A 20,546-nucleotide genomic window follows, 5' to 3' on the forward strand; every position below is an offset into this window, starting at 1 on the left:
TCTTACTCACCATTTGCAAGTTTTATACCCATTTCTGTTGCCTTCTTTATTATCTCTAACCTCTTCTTAAATCCTACGTTAGAAGAGATTATCCCTATTACTTGATCCTTAAATTTAGCAATATTTTCCAAATCTTTCACGTTATTTATAATTACTGGCTTTAGGCCAGAAGGATGTAAATAGCGTATGATTTTAGGTTTTCTATATCCTGGATCAACTGGTGGTGGAAATCCCTTAAGTTTAAGCCTAGTTTTATTATCTATTCCTCTAGTCTTTCTCCATTTTTCCTGCCTTTCTAATCTAAAGTATTTATCCCAGTCATATCTTAGAAAATCTGGTATTTTAGAGTTATATTTCTGCTTCAATTTATAAATCTTTTCTTTACTTAATTTGTTTATAGACATTACTCAATCACCTCTTTTTTATAAATATATATGCCATCTCCAAAGACACGTCTATCAAATCCTGATATCTTACTTGCTCTTTCTATATTAGCAGCAGTTTGAGCTACTTTTTCTAGGTCAATTCCTTCTACAATAATATCTTCTCCCTTTACGGTAACTTTAACTCCAGGCAGTATTTTTGCCCTCCTAATATTCTTTTCTCCTATTAAGTTAGTGATTTGAACTTCATTGCCTACAACTTTTACTGACGTAGGGAAATGAGTAAATATTATTTTAAGATAATATCTATAGCCTTTAGTGACTCCAGTAATCATGTTTTGAACGTGCCTAAGTAGAGTATATACTAATGATTTAGTTCTTTTATTTGCGAATGTTGCTTCGACTATCAATTCTCCATTTTCTAACCTAACTTCTATCCCTCTCATATGCGAAATATCCTTCTCTACTTCACCTTTAGGTCCTTTAACTTTTATTTTGCCATTCTCTAAAGTTAGGGAAACATTATTAGGAATTTTTAATGATTCTTTCACTAATACTTGGAGCATTTAAATCACCCATCAATAAACGTAACCTAATGCAACTCCTCCTAATCTTTGCCTAGCAGCTTCTTTATGAGTCATTACACCTTTAGAGGTAGAGACGAGAATTACTCCAATTTCCTTAGATGGCAAATATGTTCTAATATGCTGTGGTAGGTTTATCATATCCCTATACTTTAATGAGTATCTAGGTGTTATTGGACCGCACTTATTTATTCTTCCTAACAACTGGACAACAACCTTACCCCATCTACCATCATCAATATACTCAAATTCTCCTATGTAACCTTCCTTTTGCATAACTCTAAGTACGTTTATAATTAGCTTAGATGAAGGCATTATTATTGCTTGTTTATTTCTCCTAACCTCGTTGTTATAAATAGTTACTAATGCATTAGCCAAAGGATTAATTACAGTCACATAGGTCACCTCAATTTCTTAAAACCTAATTCATAAGCAACTTCTCTAAAACATTGCCTACAAAGGTAAATTCCGTATTTTTGAATAACAGAATCTGTGCTACCACAACGCCTACAAGCTTGAACTCCTTTTCCATGCTTTCTCTCTGCAGGAGGCTTGTATTTGCCCATTTATATCACCTTAAACAACCACAATACCTAGTGTCTCTGTTAAAAACTTTATCGCCTCTTCTTTAGAAATCCTATGTCTCTTAGGAATTCTGGCAGTTTTTCTTTTCCTTCTTGCTACTCTATATCCTGGCCTTTCTAATGTTATTGCGATATCCATTCCAAATACTCCAACTTCTGGATCATATTTTGTCCCTGGAATAATAACATGTTCTGCTATACCAAAACTAACATTGCCGTAATCATCAAAGCTTTCAGCTTTTAATTTATATCCGACTGCTTGTAAAACACGCTTAAGGAATTCTATTCCTTTTTGACCTCTTAGGGTTACTTTTACTCCTATTAACTGACCTTTTCTGATTCCGAATTCCTTTATTGATTTTTTAGCACGAGTATACACTGGCTTAGCTCCAGTTAATTCTTCTAACAAATGATAAGCCTTCTCCAATCTTTCTCCAGATTCTCCTAAACCAATATTGACTGTCACCTTAGCTATTTTTATTCTCCTCATCGGATTTTCCTTTTTAACTTGAACTGTTTCTTGAGACATTCTTACTCAACCTTTATTTCAGGATTTTGTTCTCCAATAACCATTGTATTTAATAAATTAGTTTCATAACTTTCATTATCTTTTTGTATTGTTACTATAGAATATTTTCTAGTCTTATATTGTGCTCTTTGAATCTTCACAATTTTACCATGTAAGCCAGTATTCTTTCCACCAATTATTATTCCGTACATATTCTCTACTAAAGGATATACAGAGATTATATTTTGTGAAGGAATTTCAATCTTCAAAGTGCTAAGAGTAGGATACTTTGAAGAATCCTCCTTGTTTACTAATATATTCCTACCATCTTCCAAATTTAATTGTAATTTATCACCTTTTACCATAGTCTTATTCATAATTCTAACTAGCTTATACTTAGCCTCTGCTTCGCTAATTTGTTTAGGAGAAATATACCTTGATTTATCAGGAAACATGACATAATATAATCCAGCACTGGGTATAGATATAATATCCATTAATCCTACTGGGAACCTATAATCTTTCCTTATAATTCCATCAACATAGACTTTACCCTCAGATATTACTTTCTTTGCCTCAGATAATGTTGCAGCTACCTTCAAGTAATCCCTTAATATTAAACTTAATGGTATACTCTTTGATAATGGATGAGGACCAGGATTAGCTCTGACAGTCCACTTGTATTCTTTCTTACTTATTTTTAAGAACCAAGGAGCTTCAAATCTTGTAATGTGAGGCATCACTTACTCACCTGCTTAACTTTCCTTTCTATTGAGGCTTTCCTTTTATTGTCTGATAAATCTAACTTAGTTATCATAACTTTAGACGCATGAATCCAAATATAGACTGGCGTTCCGTCAGCTTTTTTCCTTGTTAGCCCTTCTATAGCAATCCTTCCAGTTTTAGTGTTTACTTGTGCGACTTTTCCTTCAAATCCTATGTTGTCTCCTCTCATGACTTTTACTGTATCTCCTTTCTTAACTTCTATTCTCTTTATTCCATACTCTTTGGTAATTTCTTCTGAAACCATTGCAGTAAGCATCTTCCTCCTTAAATGGTAAGGTGCATTAAATAGTATTTTTCTTTGCTTAGCAGGTTTAGAAGACGTCATTACTTTCACCACCTTCATACAACCATAGTAGCTAAGCTTGCTACTTTTGGCCAACGTTCTGCAGCTTCTCTGGCTATAGGCCCTCTAATTTCAGTACCTTTTGGCGTGCCATCAGGATTTACTATAACTACGGCATTATCTTCAAAAGCCACCCACGTGCCATCTGGCCTTCTAAAAGGCATTCTTTGCCTTACTATAACTGCACGGAATTTCTGTTTTCTTACTTCAGGCGTGCCTTTTTTTACTGACACTACCACTAAATCCGCAATATTAGCAAAAGGCACTCTTCTTAAAACTCCTCTATATCCAAATACTCCTATTATCATGGCTTCTTTTGCTCCACTATTATCAGCTACAACTACTCTAGAATAGTGCTGTAAACCTGGCGTTAAAGCCTTCCTTGAACCTAAAACTTGTAATTTTTCTGACATTAACTGCCCACCTTCCCCAATACTACAAATGATACAGATTTAGCTATTGGTCTGCATTCCCCAATTATAACATTATCTCCTTCTTTGACATCTAAACATGGAGGAATATGAACTCTTATTCTGCTTCTTCTTCTTTCATATCTCTTGTATTTACTATTATAGTATAAATAAACTCTTTCAAAAACTCCAGTCTTATTTGCTCTAAATTTTATTAATTTTCCTTCAAATATCATACCTCTTACTCTAAGAGTTCCATGAAATGGGCAATTCTTGTCATTACATACTTTTTCTGGAGCTTTTACTCCTACTATTCCAACATTTTTAGCTTGACTCATTTTGTCCACCTTTTCTTTAACCTTTTAACAATATTACCCATTAACTTATAACCATGCATAATCTGATGACTTCCTTTAAAATCTATCTCAAATATGCCATCTGCTTTATACACCATTAAGACCTTACCTTTAGAAGACTTAATATATAAAAACTTAGGCGACTCAAAAACAATAACTCCAGAAAGTCCTATAAAAAATGGATTAGAATGTGATAAAACTTTAACTTTCAAACCTATAAGATCAAGTGGTCTTTTCATTCTTTTTGCTACTTCTCTTTTTCTCCGAAATTATAGTCAAAATTCTTGCTATGTCCTTTCTCACATTCTTTATCGCGGATGTATTCTTTAGTGTTCCCATTCTGCTTTCAGCTCTGTATTTCAGCAACTCAGCATTATATTCATCTAATTTCTTATACAAATCTTTTATGTCCATCTTTCTTAGCTCTTTAGGATCCAGCGGCATTCTGTGCACCTCCAGTATTTTCATCTATAATCTTAACATTTGTTACAGTAACTTCGCCTGCAGAAGGAGCTGGAGTTTCCTTAAAGGAAATCTTATCTACTGGCCTTAAAGGTTTCGCAATAATTATTTCTACACCGTAAATTCCTGGTTTTAATTTGGCTATTGCTATTGCTCTATCTATCATGGTCTCTAAGCTATTTCCAGTCTTATATACTGTACCCTCTTTTAATTTCTCATATTTAGCTCTCTCAGAAGTAATCTTACCACTAACCACTACTTCTGCGCCTAATGCTCCAGCATTCATTATCCTCCTAATAGTTATAAAAGCCGCTCTCCTAAAATGATATCCTTTCTCTAAAGCAACGGCAAGCCTAAAAGCCATTACTCTAGCATTTAGCTCTGGATTATCGACATTGGTCACTGTTATCTGTGGATTCTCTAAATTGAAGAACTTTTCGAAAACTTGAGCTAATTGTTTTATAGTCTTTCCGCCTTTACCTATTATCATTGCAGGCCTACCGGCGTATATAATAATTCTAGTTCCCATAGGAGTTTTTATTATGTCAACACCGGCATACTCAGCATTGTAGAATTGCTTAGCCAAATATTCATCTAGCATTACTTTAGTCATTGATTTTTGCAGAAAGTATTGTTTTATATTTACCATTCATAACTCACCCACTATAACTTCAATATGCGATGTTCTTCTATATTTTGCTGTAGCCCTTCCAAACGCTCTCGGCATAAATCTTTTTAAAGTAAATGACTTGTGAGCAGCTATATGTATAATCTTTAGGTTATCCGGATCTAATCCTTTTGCCACAGCGTTAGCTTCTGCATTGTCTAAGGCCTTTAGTACGTATTTTATTGCCTTAACTGGATATCTTCCGTTTTTAATACCCCACTTTGATGAAATGTTAGACCTATGAGAGGAGCCATGCGAATATCTCCAAAATGGCAAAGCTTCTTGACGCTTTAGCACTCTATCTAAGAAATCTCTAGCCTCCTTAACTTTCATACCTCTTATTGCCTTACATACGTTATATAAATCTCTAATAGATACTGGCGCATCTTTAACTACGGCCTTTCCTAACTTTGTCTCATCTATAGATAATTGGGGATATGTCCAACTAGCCATACTCATCCCTTCATTGCTAGGAATAGGCTTGATCTTGTAGCCTTCAAGCCAGGTTCACCATGCTCTACTTTCTTTGTAGTTATAGCAAATTCTCCTAAATAATGCCCTATCATCTCTGGAACTACTTGGAATTCAACGAATTCCTTACCATTATATACACCAAATTTTAAGCCAACCATCTCTGGAAGGATAACTAAATCCCTCACATGAGTCTTTATTGTTTTAGTTATTTTTCCTTCTCTCCTCATTTTCCTAATTTTCTCAAGTAATCTTCTCTGTTGGGGAGTAAACCCTCTAGTAAGCGATCTTCTTTGTCTGGAAGGTAAAAGTTTAACAAATTCATCCATAGGCATGTTTATTAATTCATCTAAACTCTTACCCCTGTACTTAAACTTTTGCCATTCAGCCGGAAATTCTGACATTGACATTATAATCACCCTATATAAACATTGGTATTAAAATTCACTTCCTCTCTTTCCTCCCAGTTCTTCTTGCAGCTATATGTCCAACTTTTCTTCCAGGCGGTGCATTTCTTGAAACAGTACTAGGTCTGCTTACGCTAGTGTGAAGACCTCCTCCATGTGGATGATCTACAGCATTCATGGCTACTCCTTTAACTATTGGCCACTTGGTAGCTTTTACTTTATACTTCCAGTAAGCATTTCCTGCTTTTAACATAGGTTTATCATATACTCCTCCACCTGCAACCATGCCTACTGTAGCTCTAGCATTGCTTAATACTTCCTTTATTTTCCCTGATGGTAACCTGATAAGAACTTTATCTCCACTTTTACCTATTACTGTGGCATAAGATCCTGCAGCCCTAGCATACCTTCCTCCATCTCCATAATGCTCTTCTACATTACATATTATTGCTCCTTCTGGCAAATTCCCTACTTCTACAATATTTCCAGTAGCAGGATTCACATTACTGCCTATTTCTATTTTCTGCCCTACTGTCATCCCTTGTACTGCTTGCATATAGAAGACATCACCAGTATCTAATTTTACTTTAGCTACAGGGGCTAGCATTCCAGGATTATGCAGGATATCGATCACTTTACCTACGTGATTACCTTCTATTTTTGGATACCTAACTTTACCTACTCTTAGCCATCCTGGATTCCTAAAGTTTATATTACCTCTTCCGGCTCTTTGTTGAAGTAAACTTTTACCCAATCTGTCTCACCTCATAATAATCCTAATTTCTGTGCTACGTCTGATGCTTTATATTCTGGACTTAATTTAACATATGCTTTCTTATCACCAGTTGGTGTGATTAGTGTATTAACTTTAACTACTTTCACATTTAGTGCTTTTTCTATTTCCTTCTTTATTTCTGATTTTGTCGTATTTCTATCAACTATTATAACTATAGTGTTCTCAGAATCAATTAGCTTTGTTGCCTTTTCCGTAGCCAAAACTTCCTTTATTTTCATTTAAGTTCACCTCCAAATCTTTCATTTAAAACTTGTATAGCACCTTCTGTAAATATTGTAAGTCTACCTGGATGTCCTCCTGGAGCTAAATGCATAACACTAAGTTCTTTAGCAGTTATTACATCAAAACCTTGTATGTTTCTTATAGCTTTAATAACTGGAGATTTTTCATCCTTTATTACAAATAGTGGACCTTTAGGTATTTTATATCTCCTACCTCTCATTTTACCTTTACCTGCTCTAATCTTTTTGACTTTACATCTTTCTAATTCATCTTCTAATCCTAATTTTTCGATAAATTCTATTATATCCTTAGATTTAGACAATCTCTCTAGATCATCAGTAACTACGATAGGCAAAGAAAGACCATCTGGTAACCTATGACCTCTTCTTTTAACTAAATCTTTAATAGCTGTAGCAGAAATAGCGCTAATTATAGCAAGTCTCATTTCCTTTTTATTAATCTCCTCAACTATCCTCTCCATAGGAGAGGGCGGAAAAGCCAGCCTACCTCCTACAGTGTTAGGAGCTAAAGCTGCTTCTCCGCTTCCTCTTATTCTAGGTACTCTGGCTAATCCTAAATTAATTCCAAAACTTCTTGCAGTAGTTCTTTTTCCTGCCATAGGATCTCTTCCTTTAGGCTGCAAAGACTTAGTAAATGAAGACCTAAAGGCCCTATTAATTAGGTCTTTCCTTACGGGATAGCTAAAAATTAATGGCAAGTCTATTTCCTTTAATTTCTTACCTTCTAAATCAATCACATCTGCTTTTTTCTGTTGAAGTTGTATATACATTCATTTCACCCTTGTTTACTACTTAAATCTATATACGTAATCTTAGGTGCTTCTGCAGGAACTTCATAAGGTCTTATAGGATATCTTAAGAATAGTGGTCTTTTTCTTACTCCTATAGTAGAACCTTGAATTAATATATAAGGGTTCCTTACTAATCCATATTTTACGAATCCTCCCGCAGGATTAATCTCTTGTGGATTAGTGGAGATTTTTAATATTCTTTTATTATATTCTGTCCTCCTATGAAAACCTAATTGACCAGGTTGTGGAACATAACTAGGAGTACCCAAAGAGGGCCCCTTAGTACCCACTTTTCTACTACCTTTTCTGTGTTTATGCCATCTAGGTAATTCAATAACGTTATATCTCTTTATAACTCCTTGGAATCCTTTTCCTTTTGTAACTCCTATTATGTCAACTAGTTGTCCCTCCTTAAATATGTCAGTAACATTAACTGGCTTACCTAAAATATTAAGCAAATAATTCAATTGCGCAGAAGTATCTCCGCCGCCTACTTGTATCTCTACAATCTCTGGTTTTTTCTTTCCAAGCGCAGGAACTAGCTTAGGTTGAGTTGCAATTATTGCCCTTAGGTATAAGATATTATTAAGGTTAGACTTTATTTTATCTAAAAATCCATTTAATTTATCCTTATTTACTTTCAAAGACTTTATCTTCCTAGTTATTTCTTGAGGTAATTCTGGACTCCAATAATCTGTAAGTACCTCTGGCTCCCCTTTACTTCCTAGTATATATGCTCTTAAAGCAATAGGAATTATTGGAGGCGTCTCTATAACAGTGACCGGGGTAAATACTTCTTTTCCATACTCTGAAGATCCCTTAATATCATTAATATAATAAACATGAGTCATGCCTACCTTATATCCTACAAAACCAAGGAGTATAGGATTAGAAGAGTTTATCCTAGGCCAAGACCTAGGAGTAGGAAGTAATTCCTTAGCTCTCTTCCTAGGTCTAAATCCAGATGAACCTCTTCTTGGCGACGCTAATTTTCGGTGACCCAATCCTCTTCCCCTTCTTATTTCATGCACTACTATTAAGTTATAAAAGTAACTATTCCAAGATTGCATTAAGTAAGCTTAATGAGGAAATTATGGCCTCTTCTGCCCTAACATCAGAAACGCCTTGTTTTATTATAAAATTATAAGACTTTTCCAAAAATTTTTCTCCTAATTTTTTTAATAGCATTCCTTCGGGGGGGCCTATAAGTAGTGTTAGCCCCTTTTCTTCATAAATGGAAATTATTTCTTCCTTATATTTTAATGGATTTTTACCATTTCTACTGCCTATTATAAGATTATTCTTTTCAAGTATTTCCTCAAACCTTACTTTATGAAGTTTAAATCCGTCATAGTATATCATTGGATATTGAATAAATGAACCTTTTACTGAATCTGTAAACATGATAGATCTATACTTGGTTCTAATTTTTTTATGCAAACCGAAATCTTGATTCTTACCTAGTCGTATTTCGCCTTCCACTGGAAATCTATGTACAAGATGAGAAGGTAAATTCATTGGAGGTAACAAACCAGCTTTTCTTAAGTTGGGACTTATTGGAATATATTTTTTTAGATAAGGCGGAGTTAATGCGTATTCTGAAATTTCCCTTAATAACTCATATTCTTTGTCTGAGGAACATATTACATATACATTTGTTATCCTGTATTCTATAAAAAATCTAAATAGCAATGAAGCTTTAAGAGTTTTTTCCGTAAGAGTTCTTTCTATTGAAAATATTGATGAAAAAAATGCTATATTAAGCTCTCTTCTTCTCTTAAATGGAAACATTTAGTCTGCCTTACTTATACCTATAATGTATTGCTCTCCTTCAATGTCCCAAGTTTCTATAAGCTCTTGTTTTTTATCGGAAATTTCTATATTTTTAGCTCTAGTTTCTGACGCAATATAATTCTTCCATTTCTCTATCATTTGTACTCTATCACTAGGTGGCAATATAGAAACGTTGATATAATCTGTAACATTTAGATTAAGTTTCTTTCTCATAAATTGTATTCTCCTTATTATATCTCTGATCATTCCTTCTTCTTCCTCTTCTTCACTTATAGTCTTAGATATCATAATTACTCCAAGATCGAATTTAGAGCTTACATAGCCTTCTAAACTAGTCTCCTCAATATTAACGTAATTCTTGTCCAGTCTAACGTTAACTCCGTCTATTACTACTTCATGATATCCCTTATCTATAATATCCTTACCTATAACGTTAGCGTTATTATTAATATATTGTACTATTTTAGGTGTAAGTTGCTTATAATCCCTACCTATTTTACCTGGCAATGGGGATACTATAATTTGTGAGAATTTAGCATAATCTACAATATTGTGCAACTCTACTTCTTTTGTATTAAGTACAGATTTGAGTATATCTATAACGCTATTAACAAGCTTAATGTCATCTTCATTATTCAAGAATACAAATGTTTTATTTACAGGCCACCTAAGTTTTATTCCAGCTTTTGCTCTAACATTTAAACCCGCATCTTCTATTTTTCTAACAAGATTAACTGCTTTTTCTAACTGATCATTTATAAATCTGTCTTGAATTTCAGGAAAGTCTTCCATGCTAACAGAGTCTTTTGGATTCACTACAAAATCTCTATAGATCTTTTCTGCAGTATAAGGAATAACTGTAGAAGCTAATATAATCCATCCTTTTAATATGGTATATAGCACATAATACATTGCAATCTTATCTGGATCATTATACTCTACCCACGCTCTTTTTCTAATTAGCCTTAAATAGAATCTGCTGACGTCATTTATAATGAAATCAATTAGATAATTAGCCATTTCATGAACTTTGTAATTCTTCATACTTTCCTTTATTTTCCTTAGCATGGAATAATATCTCGACAATATCCATTTATCTTCTACTCTAAGGTATTTTTCTACATCAGAGAAACTATACTTTTCTGGCTCGAAATTATCTAAGCTCATATAAGTACTTGCAAATACATAGACATTCCACACTATTTGCAAGTCACGCATTGTGAGATCCATTGCCTTCCAAGAGAATTTTGCGTCTTCCCAAGTGGTGTTTCTCAATAACCATAGCCTTAAAATGTCTCTTCCATATTTTTCTATAACTGCTGATGGTTCAACGTAATTGCCTAGGCTCTTATGCATTTCCCTACCTTGCTCGTCTAGCATAAAACCATGTACTAATACAGATTCGTAAGGTGCCCTATCTATTAGTATAACTCCACTACGTAATAAGCTAAAGAACCATCCTCTAAGTTGATCATGCCCTTCCAACACAAGATCTACAGGACCTATTTCCTTCCATTTTTCATCCCAATTTTCTCCTAAGCTAGCAAAAAATGCTACACCGCTATCAAACCATACATCTGCTACATCTGGTATTCTATGTGCTTCTTCACCACACTTAGGACATCTTATTATAACATTATCTATCCATGGTCTATGAAGGTCGTCTGGAACTCCGTTTATAGATAATTTTTGTAACTCTTCTTTACTACCTACGACTGTTATATGACCGTTTTTACATATCCAAATTGGTAATGGAGTTCCCCAGAATCTTTGTCTGCTTATTACCCAATCTCTCAGTTCTTTTACCATATTGCCTATTCTTGTTTTACCCCATTCTGGCACCCAGTTAACCCTTTCTATCTCGTTTAGAAGCTCAGTTTTTAGCTTAGTTACTTTTATGAACCATTGTTCTACTGCCCTTAATATTAGTGGAGTCTTACATCTCCAGCAAATAGGATACCTATGAACTATCTTGCCTGCATGGAATAACGCACCGACTTTCTTTAGATCTTCTATTATTTCATTATTAGCATCTCTGACATATTTACCCGCATATTTACCTGCAATATCTAAAAACTCACCTTTGTCGTTTACTAGCATTACCACTGGGAAGTTCATTTTTTTACCTATTTCAAAATCTACATCACCGTGACCAGGTGCAGCGTGAACTAAGCCAGTACCTTCTTCTAACGTTACTTCGTTTCCGCCATCTACTACCTTATGGTATTCATCTAAGTTTTTCTGAGCTGGAATAAGTTCTTTTAATGGGTGAATGTACTTTAAGCCAATTAACTGAGAACCTTTATACGTCCTTAAAATTTTATAATCTTTTATTCCTGCTTCTTTCATTACACTCTCTACGCGATCCTTTGCTATGATGTAAATTTCATTACCTACTTGAACTTCTGCATAATCGAACTGAGAGTTTACCATCACAAATACATTAGCAGGAATAGTCCACGGAGTTGTAGTCCAAATGACTAGATATTTATTATCTTCTCCAACAACTTTAAATTTCACATAGATTGCAGGATCCTCTAAATCTTTATATTCTGAAACTTCGTAGTCTGACAACGTAGTCTCGCATCTAGGGCACCAATGCAAAACTTCAACGTCTTTTGCTAGAAGTCCTCTCTCGTAAGCCTTTTTTATTAAGGCCCATGAATTGCTAATATATTCATTTCTAAGCGTATAGTATGGATTATTCCAATCCATAAAAACTCCAACATTTTTGAAATTTTCAGTCATTGATTTCGCATTAGTTAAAGCAAAATTTCTGCACTCTTGGATGAATTTATCTACTCCTATTTTATCTATGATATCTTGTTTCCTTACAACACCTAGTTTTTTCTCGACTGCTACCTCTATAGGCAAGCCATGAGTATCATAACCTGGCTGATCATAAACCTTGTAACCTTCTATTCTCTTAAAGCGTAGAATGCAATCCTTTATCACTTTGTTCCATATCGTGCCTATATGTGGTACTGGCGCAGAAGGATATGGAGGACCATCTATAAATAGGAATTTTTTTGTCCTAGTTTCTTGATTTATTTTCTTTAACTTATCATATATCATATTAGAATTCCAATATTGTATAACCTCATTCTCAATAGACTTTGAATCGAATTTAGTAGACAACGCTTTCATTGAGGATAATTCGTACCACCAAATGAAAAATAAAATTTTGGTTAAAAAACATTACGTGAGTTTACGCTATTTTAGAGTATATAGCATCAATAAAATCGGTTAGTTTAGCCGAACCCCCTATATCTGGTGTTAGAGCTTTCCCTTCTTTGTAGGCTTCATATATTGCATTTTGTAATGCGTTAGACGCATTCTTATATTTTATTTCCTTAGATAATGAATATATGTAGTCTAACATCATAGAAACTGAAAGTAAAAATGCGGTAGGATTAGCTATATTTTTACCAGCAATATCAAACGCTGCACCATGAACTGGCTCAAATAAGGCTTTAGAATCTCCTATATTTGCTGAAGGAGCAAGACCAAGACTTCCAGCTATTTGTGCTGCTTCATCACTTAAAATATCACCATAAACATTAGTGGTTACTATAACATCGAATCTCGACGGATCTCTTACTAGATTAGCAGCTGCCGCGTCTACATACATTTCCTCAAATTTGACCTCGCTTCCTTTTAATATTTCTCTACACACTCTCGAAAAAAGTCCATCTGTAATACGCATTACGTTTGCCTTATGAACGCATGTTATCTTCTTATTTCTCTCTAGCGCGTATTTTAGCGCGACCCTTACTATCCTCTCTGAAGCTTTTTTTGTTATTACTTTTATGCCTATTGAAGTATCATCTGAGAGCATGAATTCAAATCCCTTATATAAATCCTCTGTATTTTCACGTACAATTAATATATCGACATTACCGTATTTATTTGGAACGTTCGGTAAAGATTTGGCAGGCCTTATATTAGCATACATATCGTACATCTGCCTTAATTTTACAACTACATCCATTGCTGACTCTCCTACCGGACCTTTTAATATAATATGTGATTTATTTATTATATCTAAAGTTTGTTTAGGTAAAGGATCGCCATATTTTGCTAATGCTGAATCTCCAGCTTCTACTTCCGTAATTTGTAGATTTAATGCATAACTTTCTATAAGTTTAGATAAAATTTTCTTAGAATTCGCAACAATTTCTGGTCCTATTCCATCACCAGGCAGTAATGCAATCCTATACTCCATACATAGAGAAACATTATTCAAGTTTATAACCTTTTGATATTATCAAATCTTCAATTTCTCTAATTATATCTAATAAATTTGGTTGAGTCCGTTTAATTACTTTAATCTCATAAGAAATCACTTTTAACATCGAATCCAGTTCCTCTCTAGAAAAGATATCTAATCTAGTAACATTTACAAGTAAATCTATAAATAAACAATTGCCCCTATTAAACGCACTAATTTTATGTCTAGAATACTTCACATCAAATGGATCTAAAGATAAAATTACATACTCTGTATGATCTTCTATTATTTTACAATTAGAAAATATCACATTATCAGAAACTACTGGTAAGCCGTGAATTAAAGTATACTTAACTGGCTTATTAAATAGTGCAAGATAAAACATTTTAGGATTGTCAATTACCACGTTAATTGAACAATATGGATAAACAAGTATATTCTGGTACGTTGTAGTGCATTTATACAATTTTACTTTAAGTTGACTTCCATCAACTATAACTCCTATTGGCGAAATATTGTCCCTTATGCCTTTAGTACCTAATATAACTTCGTATATTCCACTTGATGGAAAGATATTCTTTATAGCTTCATGCAACTCCATAGAGATTATGATAATAGAGAGAGTAAAAGAATTATCAAGCCTTGGCGAAATATTTGCAGGAGATAAAATAGAGGAAAAAATAGTAAATAAAATCAGAAAATTCTTTGATAAATGCGATGAAACTAGAGTTATACCAATTCCAGTCCTAAATTACTCAGAGTCGCATGAGATTTTTGGAAAAAATAAGATAGAAAATTCTGAATATTTGCCATATTCCCCAAGTGTAGATATTGAAGGAAAATTAACTTACTCACTTGATGAATGTAAAGACTCCATATTAGGAGTAAAAATAGAAAATTTATTTGATATACCTAGATATTACATAAAAGCAGAAGAGCGTAATTGTGTAGGTATAGTATTTTTTACAGATAAAAGAAGAAAATTTGTCATAAAATCAGATCCTCTTCTAAACCTCTTTCCTACTCCTCCCCCTAAAATACCCGGAATAATTATACCAGAAAGTGAAAAAAATAAAATTGAAGATAAACTAAGTATAAAGGCTAGTGTAAATATAAAAGAAAGTACAGGATACATTATAGAATGCATAAAAAATTCAAAAAATGATAAAAAAGTTTATATTACTGCACATCACGACCACTGGTTTAAAGGAGAGCATGATAACTTATTGGGTGTTAGTTTATTACCAGAATTAAAATCGGAAAAATATGAACTACACCTTGTAAGCTTTACTGCAGAAGAAGCAGGAGCTTTAGGTTATCAATCATTTTCATGGAGTTATGGCTCGAGAAAATACTTTGAGTTACAAAAGAAGGGATTCAACGATGGCATATTACTTAATATTAATCTTGATAACATAGATCCATGCAATTTAAAAATTAAAGCCGTGCCCTCAATATCCTCAGTCTTTGAAAAATACTTTAACAATAGTATTATCTATGAACCAGAAATTTACAGTGATGGTTATACATTTATAAAAAATGGTATACCTAGTGTAACGCTTGAAGGATATTATAAAGAATATCATTCAATAGATGACGAAATTATCCCTTCAGAGGAAGTATGTATATCCAGTTTAGTATTATCTATAAATAAAATACTGAATGATGAAAACGTTGAACAGATAAGATATGATATGTTAAAAAACGAACTTATGCAATTTATGAGCACTACTCAAGCTCCTATGAGGACATATTTATTAAATATTCTAGATAATTTGAATAATAAGGAAATATACGAAAATTTACTTAAATTATATGGGGGTATTCTTCCGAGAGATAGTCTAGCAATTGTTAAATTATTTCATAAATTGGCTGGAATACAATATGAGAAACCTGTCTATGTTGAAGGAAAACCTGCATTAAAAATATCTTCAAATGATAAGCTCTATTTACGTTCAATAGCCAAAGAATTTGAGGACGAATACATGAGTAAACTTTATGAAATTTCAAAGAAATTCCTCTAATTCCCTTAAGCTGCGTATAACATAATCTGCATAAAGTTCAGCAAATTTAACCTTACTTTCTCTGTCAATTAAAATTGATTTAAGCCCGGCCTTTTTTGCTGCTAGACAATCTTTTACTGGATCATCACCTATCATGGTACAATTTTCAACCTTCTCGTTTAATTGCTCGCAAATATACACAAATGGTTGGATATTAGGTTTAGGTTTAACTCCATTAGTACCAGCTATTACTATCTTATCAAAATATGATGAAATATCAACTTTTTTTATTCTCTGTAACTTATTTCCGCCTTCTCCGTCATCATTAGTTAGAATTCCTAGTTTATATCCTTTTGATTTTAAATATTCTATAATTTCTCTTGTGTCATCATAAACTGGATTATTAGACGCTATGGACCAATACAACGAAGTCCAATCGTATAGCTGATCTTTTTCTACCTTCAAATTAAGTTCTTTTAATGCTTCTTCCCACCATTTAGTTCTATCATATACTCCTTCACTGTCCAATTTTTCTGAAACAGAAATTAAAATAGAAAGGATTTTCTCGTACCCTGGAGAAAAAGATATGTCATTAAAATAATCAGACATATCTTTAGCAACAGCTTCTAATGCTTTCCTAGAATAATAATTAAATTCGACCAATGTATTATCAAAATCAAAAATAACTGCTCGAGTTCCGTAAAAAATATTATATTCTTGCATAAAGTTCACGACAAGAAATCTTCTGGCTTTGGTATTTGTTTGGGTAGTCCTTTTCTTTCTCTTATTTTCATTATTACATCCATTAGTAAGCTGTCTGGTACTGGAGCCCATCTACTAAACTCTGTACCCCAGAATGCTCTACCTCCAGTTGCTCCTCTTAAATCACTAGCTAATTCATAAGAATCTGCTACTGGAATCTCTGCAAGTATTCTTGCAACATTACCTACTTGTGTCATATTAAGAATCTTTCCTCTCTTCCTTGTAAGTACTGCAGTTACATTACCTACTAAATCCATTGGAACTCTTATGTCTAACTTTTGTAAAGGTTCTAACAATGTTGGTCTAGATGTTAAGAAGCCTGCAAAAATGGCGTTCCTAACTGCTGGATATATTTGTGCAGGACCTCTATGTGCTGGATCTTCATGGACAACAGCATCGTGTAATACTACCTTTAATCCTCTTATAGGTTCGTGAGCTAAAGGACCTTCTCTCATTGCTAGTCTAAATCCTTGTAATAACGTGTCCATTATTTCTCTTAAGTGTTGAATGCCGCTAGTCATATCTACAAATAAGTTAACGTTCTCGTCCACAGCAATAATTCTTTTGGCCTCGTCATAATCCCAATCTGCTTGATCTCTTAAGATCTTAGCCATTTCTTTAGAGTCCATATCTTCTCTAATTGTACCATTAGCAATCAATTCTATTGTTTGTTCATTTAATGGTTCTACGCTAATGTAGAATTTATTGTGCTTATTGGGAGATTTTCCTTCAAATACTTGACTCTTAGCTCTTATGCTTTCTCTATAAACTACAATGGGTGGTGATGTATTAACTTCTATTCCATAGTTATCTTTAAGTAACTGAAGTGAAACTTCCAAATGTAAGAATCCCATTCCAGATAATAAGTACTCTCCTGTTTCCTCGTTAATTTTTACAACTAAATTGGGGTCTTCAATAGTTAATTTTCTCAAAGCATCTATCATCTTAGTTAAATCTTTAGGATTCTTAGGCTCTACAGCTATAGTAACTACTGGTTCTGAAACATAATGTAAGCTTTCAAAGCTACCTTGTAAATTCTTGTAATTAATATCAACTAAAGTTTCTCCTGCCCTTGCTTTATCTAAACCCAGTACTGCTGCTATATTACCTGCCGGTATTTCGTCTGCTAATTCCCTTAATTGACCCATGTAAATACTAACTTGCAATATCTTCTGAGGAGATTTTGCGTTAACTAACCATACTTCTTCTCCGGATCTAAGAGTTCCAGAGAATACTCTACCTGTAGCTACTAGTCCAGCATGAGGATCTACTTTCATATCGTTTATCATCATTACTATAGGCCCATTAGGATCTGCATTTAACATTGATTTTACTAAATCATTATCCATATCTCCCTTCCATATTTTTGGAATTCTATATTTCTGTGCATCTCTAGGATTAGGGACAAACTTAATTACTGCATCCAATAATGCTTCATGAATTGGAACTTGAGAGGCTAATTCATTAATCTTGTTCTTATCAGAAGATGTATAAGCGTCTATTACGTTTTTCATGTTTATTCCTTTCTTTTGGGCAATGGGTAAAGTAAATCCCCATTTATCCTTTGCAGAACCAAATACTACAGTACCTTGGGTGGGATTAACCATCCATTTATCCTTGAATTCTGGTTCAGCATACATGTCTATTAGATCGTTTACGCTTTTTATTATATCCAGAAGTTTCTGCATCATTTCTTGAGGTCCTAGTTTCAATTCCTTTACTAGTCTGTCTATCTTATTGATAAATAAGATTGGCCTTACTCTCTCTTCTAAGCTTTGTCTTAGGACAGTTTCTGTTTGAGTCATTACTCCTTCTACTGCATCAACTACGACTATAGAGCCATCTAATACTCTCAAACTTCTAGTAACTCTACCGCTAAAATCTACGTGACCTGGCGTATCAATTAAGTTAATTACGTATCCTTTACCATCAACTTCGTGATATAAGCTTACGTTAGCTGCCTTTACGGTTATACCTCTTTGTTGCTCAACAGATAAATAATCCAATGCGAGAGCTTCTCCTGCTACTTTAGGAGAAATTATACCTGCAGCTGCTAATAACGTATCGCTTGTTGTAGTCTTTCCGTGGTCTACGTGTGCTATGATTCCTATATTTCTAACTCTTTCAATATCTTTCATTAGGCTTAAGACTTGTTCTGTAGTCTTATATTTCGCCAACACTAATCACCAATATACGACTAGTACTAAGTTTAAGAAGTATTAAAATGTGTCTGCACGGTTCTTATATAAAATCCATTAATGATTTCTTGTTATTAGAATTTGAAGACTGAGGAGAGTAAGGTGTTATTAGAATTTTATATAATTCTTCAGCTCTTTTTCTACTTCCTAACGCTCTCTCTAAATCAGAAATTGATGCGTTGCATATATTTCTTATTGTAGAAAATTTCTCTAGTAATTTTTTAGCATTTACTTCACCGATATTAGGAAATGATTCAACAACATACAGTTGAATGTCCTTAATGCTTTCAAATTTAGGCTTATCATGAAGGTTAATTATTCTATTTTTACTTCTATGCTCTTGAAACTTTTCAGCTAGTTTTACTAAAACTTCTGCAGTATCTCTTTTATCAGAGGAATATATTACCTTTACATCATAGTCAACAATAATAGAGATTAATGCGGAATTAATTGCCTTCCATTTTTCAGTAATCTCTCTAATCCTATTTAGATTTCCCTCTATAAGTAAGAAAGAAGTCTCATAAGCTGAAGTTAATCTATCAATTTGATCAAAAAATCTTTTATCAAAAACAGAATTTACCAGATCAGAAACACTTTTCCTTTCTACGGCTACACCGTCTGCTAATACATAATCCGCTACGTCCAATTGCTCTATTATTACTGATATGCCCATATCTTTAAGAATTTCAGGAATTCCACTATTTTTTTCTCTGTTATCAACGTATATTCTTAACATTATGTGAGAATGATAGAGTTATAAAAAATTTAAGCTTTTGGAGGATTAGATGAGCCCTTGAGTTGTGGATAATATCTTTGTAATAAATCATTAACATTCTTTTGCAAATCTTCGAATTGCTTTCTTAATAATGATTCTTGCTTCAAATACGTTCTACTTCTTAATTCAAGTATTTCCTTTCTATCGTTTAATTCTTGTTCAATGGAAGCCTTATCTTTCCTAACTAATATATTACCTACTATCTTATAAACAGGGGTATCGGCACTTAACTTTGATAATTCCTCTAGAATCTTGTTTATTTCTCTTAGTTCACTATCAATTACACTTCTCTCATATGTTAAATTGTCTAATTGCTTTTGTAATTGTTGAAGTTTTATTAACTGGGTCTGTACTTCAGGGGGAATTTTTTCTGCCACTTTTATCCACCTCTTCTAATGTTCTTAGAATTGTATAGAGCCAAAATATATAAGAGTTCATTATTGCCCTGCCCCTACTTATTGTTTCTGCCTTAATTCTAATAGTTAAAGGGTCATCTATTTTAACGTATTTTTCATCAATTTTCTCTAAAAGTATTGCTTTACGAACTATTTCTCTTATATCCTCAGGCATTTCATTTATAGAGATAGTTATTGAAATCATATGTTCTAATAATAGGACCTACAAGTTTTTCAAATTTATTGACAAATTTTATTTCGCATATCTCTTCCTTTTTTACTATATCTATAAAGTTGTCACATGACGAGATATTAAATAAATTTAGATCAACTAAGAATGGAATGAACTCTTTACACTCAATGTTCCTAATACAAATCTTATCAATTTTTTTCCTTTCAATTCTAAAGTCTGATAACGTAGAAACTCCCTTTATTTTTATTTCGTATCTTATCTTATTTTGAATAGCATCATAAAGTAGTATTCTACGTGGATTTCCTTTATCAGAGTCCACATACAGAATAAACCTACAATTTAATTTCCTACAATAAAATAAAACATCTTCGATCGAACTTCTTCCTCTATTGCGTTTTATAGAAT

29 protein-coding genes are annotated in these 20,546 nt (G+C 33.3%); 1 reads left to right on the forward strand and 28 read right to left on the reverse strand.

Annotation, left to right across the window (positions count from 1 at the left end):
* Positions 1-2: 2 nt before the first annotated feature.
* From D1867_RS03935 to D1867_RS04040, 22 genes are all read right to left on the reverse strand, one after another.
* Positions 3-404, reverse strand: a complete 402-nt coding sequence (locus D1867_RS03935) for a 50S ribosomal protein L32e (protein WP_155862896.1) — start codon at positions 402-404, stop codon at positions 3-5.
* A complete protein-coding gene (locus tag D1867_RS03940) occupies positions 404-949 on the reverse strand; it encodes a 50S ribosomal protein L6 (protein ID WP_155862897.1) in 546 nt (181 codons plus the stop codon). The genes D1867_RS03935 and D1867_RS03940 overlap by 1 nt, the downstream gene beginning before the upstream one ends.
* A gap of 12 nt (positions 950-961) precedes the next feature.
* Entirely contained in the window at positions 962-1,363 is a 402-nt protein-coding gene (locus D1867_RS03945; protein ID WP_155861182.1) for a 30S ribosomal protein S8, read from the reverse strand.
* Positions 1,364-1,368: 5 nt separating this feature from the next.
* Positions 1,369-1,533 (reverse strand): 30S ribosomal protein S14, encoded by a 165-nt coding sequence (locus tag D1867_RS03950; protein WP_013775660.1) that lies wholly within the window; start codon positions 1,531-1,533, stop codon positions 1,369-1,371.
* Between the two features lie 10 nt (positions 1,534-1,543).
* On the reverse strand, positions 1,544-2,080 hold the full coding sequence (locus tag D1867_RS03955; RefSeq protein ID WP_155862898.1) for a 50S ribosomal protein L5: 537 nt from the start codon (positions 2,078-2,080) through the stop codon (positions 1,544-1,546).
* Positions 2,081-2,082: 2 nt separating this feature from the next.
* On the reverse strand, positions 2,083-2,799 hold the full coding sequence (locus D1867_RS03960) for a 30S ribosomal protein S4e (protein ID WP_152940192.1): 717 nt from the start codon (positions 2,797-2,799) through the stop codon (positions 2,083-2,085).
* Positions 2,799-3,170, reverse strand: coding sequence for a 50S ribosomal protein L24 (rplX, locus tag D1867_RS03965; RefSeq protein WP_155862899.1), 372 nt, complete (start codon positions 3,168-3,170; stop codon positions 2,799-2,801). Before rplX ends, D1867_RS03960 begins: the two co-directional genes overlap by 1 nt.
* A gap of 14 nt (positions 3,171-3,184) precedes the next feature.
* Positions 3,185-3,601 (reverse strand): 50S ribosomal protein L14, encoded by a 417-nt coding sequence (locus tag D1867_RS03970; RefSeq protein ID WP_155862900.1) that lies wholly within the window; start codon positions 3,599-3,601, stop codon positions 3,185-3,187.
* Entirely contained in the window at positions 3,601-3,936 is a 336-nt protein-coding gene (locus tag D1867_RS03975; protein ID WP_155862901.1) for a 30S ribosomal protein S17, read from the reverse strand. The genes D1867_RS03970 and D1867_RS03975 overlap by 1 nt, the downstream gene beginning before the upstream one ends.
* Entirely contained in the window at positions 3,933-4,193 is a 261-nt protein-coding gene (locus tag D1867_RS03980) for a ribonuclease P protein subunit (protein WP_155862902.1), read from the reverse strand. Before D1867_RS03980 ends, D1867_RS03975 begins: the two co-directional genes overlap by 4 nt.
* Complete coding sequence (gene rpmC / locus D1867_RS03985; RefSeq protein WP_155862903.1) at positions 4,177-4,398, reverse strand: 50S ribosomal protein L29; 222 nt, start codon at positions 4,396-4,398, stop codon at positions 4,177-4,179. The genes D1867_RS03980 and rpmC overlap by 17 nt, the downstream gene beginning before the upstream one ends.
* Entirely contained in the window at positions 4,382-5,065 is a 684-nt protein-coding gene (locus D1867_RS03990; RefSeq protein WP_155862904.1) for a 30S ribosomal protein S3, read from the reverse strand. Before D1867_RS03990 ends, rpmC begins: the two co-directional genes overlap by 17 nt.
* Positions 5,066-5,536 (reverse strand): 50S ribosomal protein L22, encoded by a 471-nt coding sequence (locus D1867_RS03995; protein ID WP_155862905.1) that lies wholly within the window; start codon positions 5,534-5,536, stop codon positions 5,066-5,068.
* Positions 5,537-5,538: 2 nt separating this feature from the next.
* The gene (locus tag D1867_RS04000) at positions 5,539-5,958 is read right to left on the reverse strand and encodes a 30S ribosomal protein S19 (RefSeq protein ID WP_205737135.1); all 420 of its coding nucleotides are present in this window, start codon (positions 5,956-5,958) and stop codon (positions 5,539-5,541) included.
* 40 nt (positions 5,959-5,998) lie between these two features.
* Positions 5,999-6,715 (reverse strand): 50S ribosomal protein L2, encoded by a 717-nt coding sequence (locus tag D1867_RS04005; RefSeq protein WP_155862907.1) that lies wholly within the window; start codon positions 6,713-6,715, stop codon positions 5,999-6,001.
* Between the two features lie 11 nt (positions 6,716-6,726).
* Positions 6,727-6,975 carry a 50S ribosomal protein L23 gene (locus D1867_RS04010; protein WP_013775648.1) on the reverse strand — a complete coding sequence of 83 codons (249 nt, stop codon included), beginning with the start codon at positions 6,973-6,975 and terminating at the stop codon, positions 6,727-6,729.
* On the reverse strand, positions 6,972-7,769 hold the full coding sequence (rpl4p, locus tag D1867_RS04015) for a 50S ribosomal protein L4 (RefSeq protein ID WP_155862908.1): 798 nt from the start codon (positions 7,767-7,769) through the stop codon (positions 6,972-6,974). Before rpl4p ends, D1867_RS04010 begins: the two co-directional genes overlap by 4 nt.
* A 5-nt stretch (positions 7,770-7,774) precedes the next feature.
* On the reverse strand, positions 7,775-8,794 hold the full coding sequence (locus tag D1867_RS04020; RefSeq protein WP_155862909.1) for a 50S ribosomal protein L3: 1,020 nt from the start codon (positions 8,792-8,794) through the stop codon (positions 7,775-7,777).
* Between the two features lie 49 nt (positions 8,795-8,843).
* Complete coding sequence (locus tag D1867_RS04025; RefSeq protein WP_155862910.1) at positions 8,844-9,581, reverse strand: putative RNA uridine N3 methyltransferase; 738 nt, start codon at positions 9,579-9,581, stop codon at positions 8,844-8,846.
* On the reverse strand, positions 9,582-12,722 hold the full coding sequence (gene ileS, locus D1867_RS04030; protein WP_205737157.1) for an isoleucine--tRNA ligase: 3,141 nt from the start codon (positions 12,720-12,722) through the stop codon (positions 9,582-9,584). It lies immediately after the preceding gene.
* A 70-nt stretch (positions 12,723-12,792) separates the two neighbouring features.
* A complete protein-coding gene (locus D1867_RS04035; protein WP_155862912.1) occupies positions 12,793-13,809 on the reverse strand; it encodes an isocitrate/isopropylmalate dehydrogenase family protein in 1,017 nt (338 codons plus the stop codon).
* Positions 13,810-13,822: 13 nt separating this feature from the next.
* Positions 13,823-14,416, reverse strand: coding sequence for a DUF447 domain-containing protein (locus tag D1867_RS04040; protein ID WP_155862913.1), 594 nt, complete (start codon positions 14,414-14,416; stop codon positions 13,823-13,825).
* Between the two features lie 7 nt (positions 14,417-14,423).
* On the opposite strand from D1867_RS04040, the gene D1867_RS04045 reads away from it, so the two are divergent.
* Positions 14,424-15,839, forward strand: a complete 1,416-nt coding sequence (locus D1867_RS04045) for a M28 family peptidase (protein WP_162309148.1) — start codon at positions 14,424-14,426, stop codon at positions 15,837-15,839.
* Here the strand turns inward: D1867_RS04045 and D1867_RS04050 are convergent.
* The 6 genes from D1867_RS04050 to D1867_RS04075 form a co-directional block, all read right to left on the reverse strand.
* A complete protein-coding gene (locus D1867_RS04050) occupies positions 15,822-16,541 on the reverse strand; it encodes an HAD family hydrolase (RefSeq protein WP_155862915.1) in 720 nt (239 codons plus the stop codon). The genes D1867_RS04045 and D1867_RS04050 overlap by 18 nt on opposite strands.
* A gap of 5 nt (positions 16,542-16,546) precedes the next feature.
* Positions 16,547-18,757 carry an elongation factor EF-2 gene (locus tag D1867_RS04055; RefSeq protein WP_155862916.1) on the reverse strand — a complete coding sequence of 737 codons (2,211 nt, stop codon included), beginning with the start codon at positions 18,755-18,757 and terminating at the stop codon, positions 16,547-16,549.
* 64 nt (positions 18,758-18,821) lie between these two features.
* Entirely contained in the window at positions 18,822-19,517 is a 696-nt protein-coding gene (gene xpf, locus D1867_RS04060) for a 3'-flap repair endonuclease Xpf (RefSeq protein WP_338078095.1), read from the reverse strand.
* Positions 19,518-19,543: 26 nt separating this feature from the next.
* Positions 19,544-19,930, reverse strand: coding sequence for a prefoldin subunit beta (locus D1867_RS04065; protein ID WP_013775637.1), 387 nt, complete (start codon positions 19,928-19,930; stop codon positions 19,544-19,546).
* Positions 19,908-20,153 (reverse strand): KEOPS complex subunit Pcc1, encoded by a 246-nt coding sequence (locus D1867_RS04070; RefSeq protein ID WP_155862918.1) that lies wholly within the window; start codon positions 20,151-20,153, stop codon positions 19,908-19,910. Before D1867_RS04070 ends, D1867_RS04065 begins: the two co-directional genes overlap by 23 nt.
* Positions 20,125-20,460 (reverse strand): hypothetical protein, encoded by a 336-nt coding sequence (locus D1867_RS04075; RefSeq protein WP_155862919.1) that lies wholly within the window; start codon positions 20,458-20,460, stop codon positions 20,125-20,127. The genes D1867_RS04070 and D1867_RS04075 overlap by 29 nt, the downstream gene beginning before the upstream one ends.
* Positions 20,461-20,546: the final 86 nt, after the last annotated feature.

The sequence above is a fragment of the Acidianus infernus genome (assembly GCF_009729545.1).
Classification (GTDB): domain Archaea; phylum Thermoproteota; class Thermoprotei_A; order Sulfolobales; family Sulfolobaceae; genus Acidianus; species Acidianus infernus.

Bases quoted from the DNA above. Each gene is read 5' to 3' on its own strand.
- D1867_RS03935 (WP_155862896.1), bottom strand. From the start codon at position 404: ATGTCTATAAACAAATTAAGTAAAGAAAAGATTTATAAATTGAAGCAG.
- D1867_RS03940 (WP_155862897.1), bottom strand. From the start codon at position 949: ATGCTCCAAGTATTAGTGAAAGAATCATTAAAAATTCCTAATAATGTT.
- D1867_RS03950 (WP_013775660.1), bottom strand. From the start codon at position 1,533: ATGGGCAAATACAAGCCTCCTGCAGAGAGAAAGCATGGAAAAGGAGTT.
- D1867_RS03955 (WP_155862898.1), bottom strand. From the start codon at position 2,080: ATGTCTCAAGAAACAGTTCAAGTTAAAAAGGAAAATCCGATGAGGAGA.
- D1867_RS03960 (WP_152940192.1), bottom strand. From the start codon at position 2,799: ATGCCTCACATTACAAGATTTGAAGCTCCTTGGTTCTTAAAAATAAGT.
- rplX (WP_155862899.1), bottom strand. From the start codon at position 3,170: ATGACGTCTTCTAAACCTGCTAAGCAAAGAAAAATACTATTTAATGCA.
- D1867_RS03970 (WP_155862900.1), bottom strand. From the start codon at position 3,601: ATGTCAGAAAAATTACAAGTTTTAGGTTCAAGGAAGGCTTTAACGCCA.
- D1867_RS03975 (WP_155862901.1), bottom strand. From the start codon at position 3,936: ATGAGTCAAGCTAAAAATGTTGGAATAGTAGGAGTAAAAGCTCCAGAA.
- D1867_RS03980 (WP_155862902.1), bottom strand. From the start codon at position 4,193: ATGAAAAGACCACTTGATCTTATAGGTTTGAAAGTTAAAGTTTTATCA.
- rpmC (WP_155862903.1), bottom strand. From the start codon at position 4,398: ATGCCGCTGGATCCTAAAGAGCTAAGAAAGATGGACATAAAAGATTTG.
- D1867_RS03990 (WP_155862904.1), bottom strand. From the start codon at position 5,065: ATGGTAAATATAAAACAATACTTTCTGCAAAAATCAATGACTAAAGTA.
- D1867_RS03995 (WP_155862905.1), bottom strand. From the start codon at position 5,536: ATGGCTAGTTGGACATATCCCCAATTATCTATAGATGAGACAAAGTTA.
- D1867_RS04000 (WP_205737135.1), bottom strand. From the start codon at position 5,958: ATGTCAGAATTTCCGGCTGAATGGCAAAAGTTTAAGTACAGGGGTAAG.
- D1867_RS04010 (WP_013775648.1), bottom strand. From the start codon at position 6,975: ATGAAAATAAAGGAAGTTTTGGCTACGGAAAAGGCAACAAAGCTAATT.
- rpl4p (WP_155862908.1), bottom strand. From the start codon at position 7,769: ATGTATATACAACTTCAACAGAAAAAAGCAGATGTGATTGATTTAGAA.
- D1867_RS04025 (WP_155862910.1), bottom strand. From the start codon at position 9,581: ATGTTTCCATTTAAGAGAAGAAGAGAGCTTAATATAGCATTTTTTTCA.
- D1867_RS04035 (WP_155862912.1), bottom strand. From the start codon at position 13,809: ATGGAGTATAGGATTGCATTACTGCCTGGTGATGGAATAGGACCAGAA.
- D1867_RS04040 (WP_155862913.1), bottom strand. From the start codon at position 14,416: ATGGAGTTGCATGAAGCTATAAAGAATATCTTTCCATCAAGTGGAATA.
- D1867_RS04045 (WP_162309148.1), top strand. From the start codon at position 14,424: ATGATAATAGAGAGAGTAAAAGAATTATCAAGCCTTGGCGAAATATTT.
- D1867_RS04050 (WP_155862915.1), bottom strand. From the start codon at position 16,541: ATGCAAGAATATAATATTTTTTACGGAACTCGAGCAGTTATTTTTGAT.
- D1867_RS04070 (WP_155862918.1), bottom strand. From the start codon at position 20,153: ATGATTTCAATAACTATCTCTATAAATGAAATGCCTGAGGATATAAGA.